Raw genomic sequence first — 6,053 nt, forward strand, 5'->3', positions numbered from 1 at the left:
TAAAAATCAAGGTATGGCTTTCTGTTATCTTTAAGCATTTTGTTTTTTTTGTAATAAGCTTAAACGATAAAAAATAAGACATAATATTTGTATAGCTATTAATAATATAAAAAACTTAAACCCAGTCCCAATTAATGCAAAGATCACGAATGTTAAACCGATGAAGCTTAATAAAAAATCTTTGAATTGGATAAGTCTATTTTGGGTTGGGCGTCGGCTTAGCATAATGGGTAGAGAGATCACTGCAAATGCATAAGGAATTAACCCAGCTGCAACAGCAAGTAAAATAATACAATGGAATTGTTTTTCAAGATTGGGGGAGATAGTGAGCAGTAGCATTGCTGTCATGAGTAGCGCGGTGCACAGCAAACCTTTATAAGGTACATTATTTCGATTTGTTTCGGCAAAAAAACGTGGAAATAATCCAGCATCAGAAGCGGCTTTCGGAACTTCGGTTTGTAAAATTTGCCAACCAGGCATAGCTCCGAAGCAGGCAATAATAGCGAGTGCCGATATCAGTAAAGCAACTTGATTTCCCCATAAAATACGAGCGGTATCTGCAAATGGCGAACTTGATACAATAAGTTCAGCATGAGGCATTATACCCATGATGACATTACTTGAACTCACATAGCATAAGGCTGCCAAGCTTAAGCCTAAAATGGTTGCTAATGGGACATTGCGCGTTGGATTACTCACTTGATCGCTTGATACAGAGGCCGATTCAACGCCTAAAAATCCCCACAACGAGATAGAGGCTGCCGCCATGATGGCATGGATATCATTTTGTCCGGATACGTTATATATCATAGTATAGCGTTGTGGAGAAAAACCTCCCCAACCAAAAATTCCGATGCTCAATACGACAGCGAGCATACATAGTCCAGTAAAAATTTGTGCATATCCAACGACTTTTGCACCTTGTAAACCAAGCAGTACAAAAGCCCAAAGTATACTAATAGCGGTAATGGTAGCGTAAAGGGGAGTATGAAGAAGAGGAAAGAAAACCGATAAGTAACCAACACCAGCAATCAGTAGTGCGCAATTTCCTATCCAAGTTGCAATCCAATAAAAGAGAGATGATTGAAAGCCTATATAAGGGCCGAAAGTATGGTTAATGTTAGCAACAATTCCGCCTTTACAAGGGGAAAGCATACTAATTTTTGAAAACGTGAGTGCGAGTGCGAGTACTCCAAAAAAGGTTAGCGCCCATCCCCAGACTGAGATTGAACCGATCCCGGCCAGTGAACTAGGCAGCATGAACACTCCGCTGCCCATCATGTTTGAAGCTGTCATGAGTGTTAATGCACTCACTCCCATACGGCAGGTGGTTGATTTTGTTTTGTCCATATCATTTTATCTTTTCACATTTAATAACTCGGTTTGAAAATAAGTTGCATTCTGAAGCAAAACCATGAATGATTCAGAATTGTTGCCAGTCGGCCCCAAACCAAACTGGCAACAATGAGTTCACTGGCAGTGTTTTTCACTGCCTTTTTTTATGCTGCTTTATCTTGAGCGTCAGCAATTACATCATCGATGAGTGCATCAATTTTGCTTGTTTCAATGTGATGTGCGGTTGTGATGAGATGAGCCACACCACCGGAAGTGGCTAGGCAGTGTTTTTTCCATACCGCTTCTGAAGGGCAAGGGAATACAACGGTAATTGAGTTTGGATTGCGCCAAGCATCAATGCCTGCAGCTTGTAAGCGATCTACAGCATATTGTGCCATAGATAAACTTCTATCGATGCGACGTTTCCATTCAACAAACGAATGAGAACGAATGGCTTCCCACATCATTAGTGGAGTATGGCCGTTACGTGAGCCTGTAATTGTTTTATCGTGTGCTGAAATGTAATCAATTTCAACTGAAATACGATCAACATTTTCTTTTTTCGCCACTACAATACCGCATGGAATTGGTGAGCCAATCATTTTGTGTCCAGAAACACCGATAGAGTCAATACCATCAGCAAAGTTAAATGCTTGAGGATGATCAACGAATGGAAGAATCATACCGCTGAGTGCTGCATCAGCATGAATATAATATTCTTCGCGTGCTAGGCCCATATCTTTTAAACGTTGCTGAATTAACTCAATATTATCTACCGCGCCACGGACTGTTGTACCAATATTGGCGAAAATAATAGGGTGTTTTTCATTATCAGCCTGAATTTTACTCATCAGATCGTCGTAGTCAATTTCACCATTAGGCAATGATTCAACCACCTGAGATTTAATTCTTAGGAGTTTGACAATTTTAGCAACAGAATAATGGGTATCTTTTGAGTAATACAAAGTGCTATCTGGAAAAATTTCACGAGCTAGATAGCAACCGAACATGTTTCCTTCTGTACCGCCATTTGTAACATACCCCCAGCTTTTTTCAAAAGGAATTTTGAATAGATCTGCAAAATACTCCATTACTTCTTTTTCAAAATCAAAAGAGTTCAAAAGGTAGTTACAATACTCTGACCAGTCACCACAGTTATTAATTGAAAAACGCATAAAACGTTCTAAGCTCGTGTAATCAAAGTCGGCTGATTCTGGGTAGCCAATATTAAAATATTGGTTTTTAACACAGTATGCCCAGAACTCGTCTAAGCGATTTTGATCTTGTATAGATAAAGTCATAATATATTCTCTAAATTTATTGATTTTTTAATAAATGAATAAGGTTGCTTATTTCAAATAAAGAACCTTTTCTCCCTTATTACTTTTACCTGCAGCAACAAAACTAAACATTGGAATTGTTATCATCATCATCACAATGCCCCAGAAAATAGAATCACTGCCTGAGCCTAATAGGGCAAATATGCTATACACCATACCAAGCACAACCATCACGCTATAGAACATAAAGGTACGGCCTCTGTTTAGTTTCTTTGATACCATAATAATTGGCAGAGAAATAAGGGCATACATATAAGGAAGCAAAGAGGCAAAGACAGACATTAAAATAATAATTTCAAATTGCTTGGCTAAGTTAGGTGATGCGGTCATCATTAACACGATGCTCATGAGTACACCGGTGAAAATCAGGCTTTTCATCGGAACGTCGTTTTTATTTACATCGGCGAAGAATTGAGGGAATAGACCTTGAGCGGCACCGGCACGAGGCCCCTCTGATTGTAGAATTAACCAACCAGAAATAGAACCAAAGCAAGCAATAATACTTAATGCTGAAGCGATATTACCTGCAGTTTCACCGAACATGTAGCGTGCTGCGTCTGCAAATGGCGCGGCAGAGTGAATCAGCTCTTCATGAGGTACTAATCCCATGATGACTGAGCAGCTACCTACATAGCAAACAGAGGCAATCAGCAAACCATAAACCGTTGCTTTAGGAACTGTACGCTCAGGATCTTTTACCTGACCACTTGATACTACTGCGGATTCAACTCCCAGAAAGCCCCAAAGTGCGATAGATGCGGCAGCCATAATAGCGGAACTGTCACTTTTTCCTGTACCATTATAAACTTGGGTAAACATATGAGGATCAAACCAGAACCAGCCAATAACACCAACACCTAATACGACCAATAACATACAAGAAGCGGTAAAAGATTGAGCGCGACCTGCAACTCTAGCTCCGAAGCTAGCTAATAAAACAAATCCCCATAAAATAGCAATCGCGGCAATGCAACCAAAACTCGGATTTGTTAATTCAGGAAAGAAATAACTTAGATAACCAACCCCTGCCACTAACAGGGCAACGTTACCAACCCAAGCACTAATCCAATAGCATACTGTTGTTTGAAAACCAATAAATGGACCGAAGGCATCAGAAGCATAAGCAACGATTCCTCCATTACGAGGAGTTAATAAGCTTGTTTTTGCAAATACGAGAGCAATAGCAATGACTCCAATAATTGTAAACAACCAACCCCAAAGAGAAATATAACCGACACCCGCCAAATTCGTCGGTAGCATAAACACACCGGAACCCATCATATTTGATGCGGTTACCAATGTAAGAGCGACAACACCCATCTTATGGGCAGAGCTTGCACTTACAGTCTCCATATTTTTATTCCTGTTGAGTTAATTACATTGAATTGTCATAGGTATGACGTCAAAAGTATTCGTCGCTGATTCTAAAAGGGTGAAGTAATGAAAATTAGATCTTAATCAAGTTTTTCCAGATATATATTTTTTACTTTACTTTTTGTGGTTAAAAAAAATACAATCCTATACATATTGACTCCGTCCCCTTTTTTTTGATGAAGAATAGTTAAATCATGAATTTTTGATATAAAAATTTAAGATTTATTATGTTGATATGTATTTGTGATTTATATATGTTTGGTTTGTTGATATGCCAATAAATTTACTTATTGTTTTGAATGTAAAGGTTAGGCTATGCCCAGAAAAGAACGTTTGTTTATTGAAAGTATTCCACAATTAATAAAACTTAAGGGCCATAATAAAGAACTTATTTTCCGTGATGAGGACGATTACAGAACTTTCCTTGGTTGTCTTGAACAGGCCATCAAACGTCATGTCATAAGGTTGCATGCTTATTGCTTGCTTGATAATGAATTGTTTTTGTTGTTAACACCAAGTACCAAAGAAAGCATTGGAAAACTGGTTCAACATATTGGTCGTCGGTATGTTTTTTATTACAATAAAAAATACCAAAGAACAGGTTCTTTATGGGAGGGGCGTTATAATAGTTGCTTAATTGAGCCTAGTAGTTACTTTTTAATCTGTCAGAAGTATGTTGAAAAGCTTGTGCAAAGTAAACTTAACATTCCACATTATCAATATCCTTGGTCTAGTTACTTACATCATGTAAGTAAAGAATTTCAAGAAATAATATCCGAACATCATGAATACACAATGTTAGGTAATACATTAGAAAGTAGACTTCATGAATATAACCGTTTTTTTCAAAGTCCAATCAATAGTATTACAATTGAAAAAATAGAAAAGTGCCTAAATCAAAACTGTATATTAGGGACTTTGGCTTATTGTAATAAAGTTGAAGAAAAGATGAATAGAAATGTTAGGCCTAGATGTTGTGGTAGACCGAGGAAAAAATATTATAATGTTATTAATGATTGGGTTTGGTTAGAAAGAAAAGCAAGAGCTAGTCTTAGTTCTTATGGATATCAAGAAATAAGATTTCCTATTTTAGAATCTGACACGCCAGCTATATCTGATTATCAATGCTCACTTACTAGCAAAAATATAAAATGTTTAGATAAAAATGTTTCATTAAGAAATGATGGAACATCAAGTTGTATTAAAACCATAGCTAAGTATAAAGAACTTCAATCTTATAGCCGATTATGGTATCAAGGGCCAATATTTAAAATATCAAAAGATAATGCATATGCTATAAAACAGAGCCATCAAATAGGAGTGGAATCGTTCGGGTTTAGCAATATTGATATATTGTTGGAGCAAATAATGCTTCAGAAAGACTTTTTCTCTTCATTAGGCGTGTTACCATTTGTTGAATTAAAAATCAACTACTTAGGTAGTAGTGCTGAGTTTTGTTTCTGGCGGATCCCCTCATAATTCGCCCAACCCGCAAGTATGGGTGAGGCGCTGATATTCCAACATCGCCCAGTGATATTGGGATTCTTTTATCCGATATCGTCGATGGCTTCGCACCTCTTTTCCTAGCCTTGGGATTGATAAAACACGTCGATGCTTGATGGTGTTGGCTTGGAAGTCATATTGCCATTTGGCTTGTATCGCGATTAAGCCATTCCACCACATTATGATTTCGGCCATCAATGCTATAAGCAACAAGATATCAATACGCTTAGTACAACGTGTCCGATTATGACGTAACGCTAATCCGTAAGCGGGGCTTTTCAAATCTCGGAACGACTCTTCAATTTGCATCCTTTTCGCGTACAAACGGGTGATTTTAACGCCATTAAGTACAGAGTTCGGGATGTTAGTGACCAGAAGCCAAGGCTCTTTTGCGCCTTTATGGAACACTTTTCCTGCCGAGTGTTTTTGGCAGGTTCGACTGTGTCGATGCGCTTTTCTGCGTTTAGGTTGACTCTTATATAAGTAAGCAAAACACTTAAG

General features: G+C 38.0%; 5 protein-coding genes. 1 reads left to right on the plus strand and 4 read right to left on the minus strand.

The features are described 5' to 3' along the window. Window positions 1-30 precede the first annotated feature (30 nt). From CAG57_RS02570 to hdcC, 3 genes are all read right to left on the minus strand, one after another. A complete protein-coding gene (locus CAG57_RS02570; protein WP_202598361.1) occupies window positions 31-1,350 on the minus strand; it encodes an amino acid permease in 1,320 nt (439 codons plus the stop codon). 149 nt (window positions 1,351-1,499) lie between these two features. Further along, the gene (locus tag CAG57_RS02575) at window positions 1,500-2,636 is read right to left on the minus strand and encodes a histidine decarboxylase (RefSeq protein WP_099610401.1); all 1,137 of its coding nucleotides are present in this window, start codon (window positions 2,634-2,636) and stop codon (window positions 1,500-1,502) included. Window positions 2,637-2,684: 48 nt separating this feature from the next. Next, window positions 2,685-4,028 (minus strand): histidine-histamine antiporter, encoded by a 1,344-nt coding sequence (gene hdcC, locus CAG57_RS02580; protein WP_099610400.1) that lies wholly within the window; start codon window positions 4,026-4,028, stop codon window positions 2,685-2,687. Window positions 4,029-4,364: 336 nt separating this feature from the next. On the opposite strand from hdcC, the gene CAG57_RS02585 reads away from it, so the two are divergent. Beyond that, entirely contained in the window at window positions 4,365-5,528 is a 1,164-nt protein-coding gene (locus CAG57_RS02585; RefSeq protein WP_161439488.1) for an ATP phosphoribosyltransferase regulatory subunit, read from the plus strand. Here the strand turns inward: CAG57_RS02585 and CAG57_RS02590 are convergent. Continuing rightward, the coding region (locus tag CAG57_RS02590; RefSeq protein ID WP_161439489.1) for a transposase at window positions 5,523-6,053 on the minus strand (531 nt) is incomplete at its 5' end. The two genes, CAG57_RS02585 and CAG57_RS02590, sit on opposite strands and share 6 nt — an antisense overlap.

It is taken from the genome of Vibrio sp. V30_P3S12P165, assembly GCF_009904905.1.
GTDB classification, from domain to species: domain Bacteria; phylum Pseudomonadota; class Gammaproteobacteria; order Enterobacterales; family Vibrionaceae; genus Vibrio; species Vibrio fujianensis.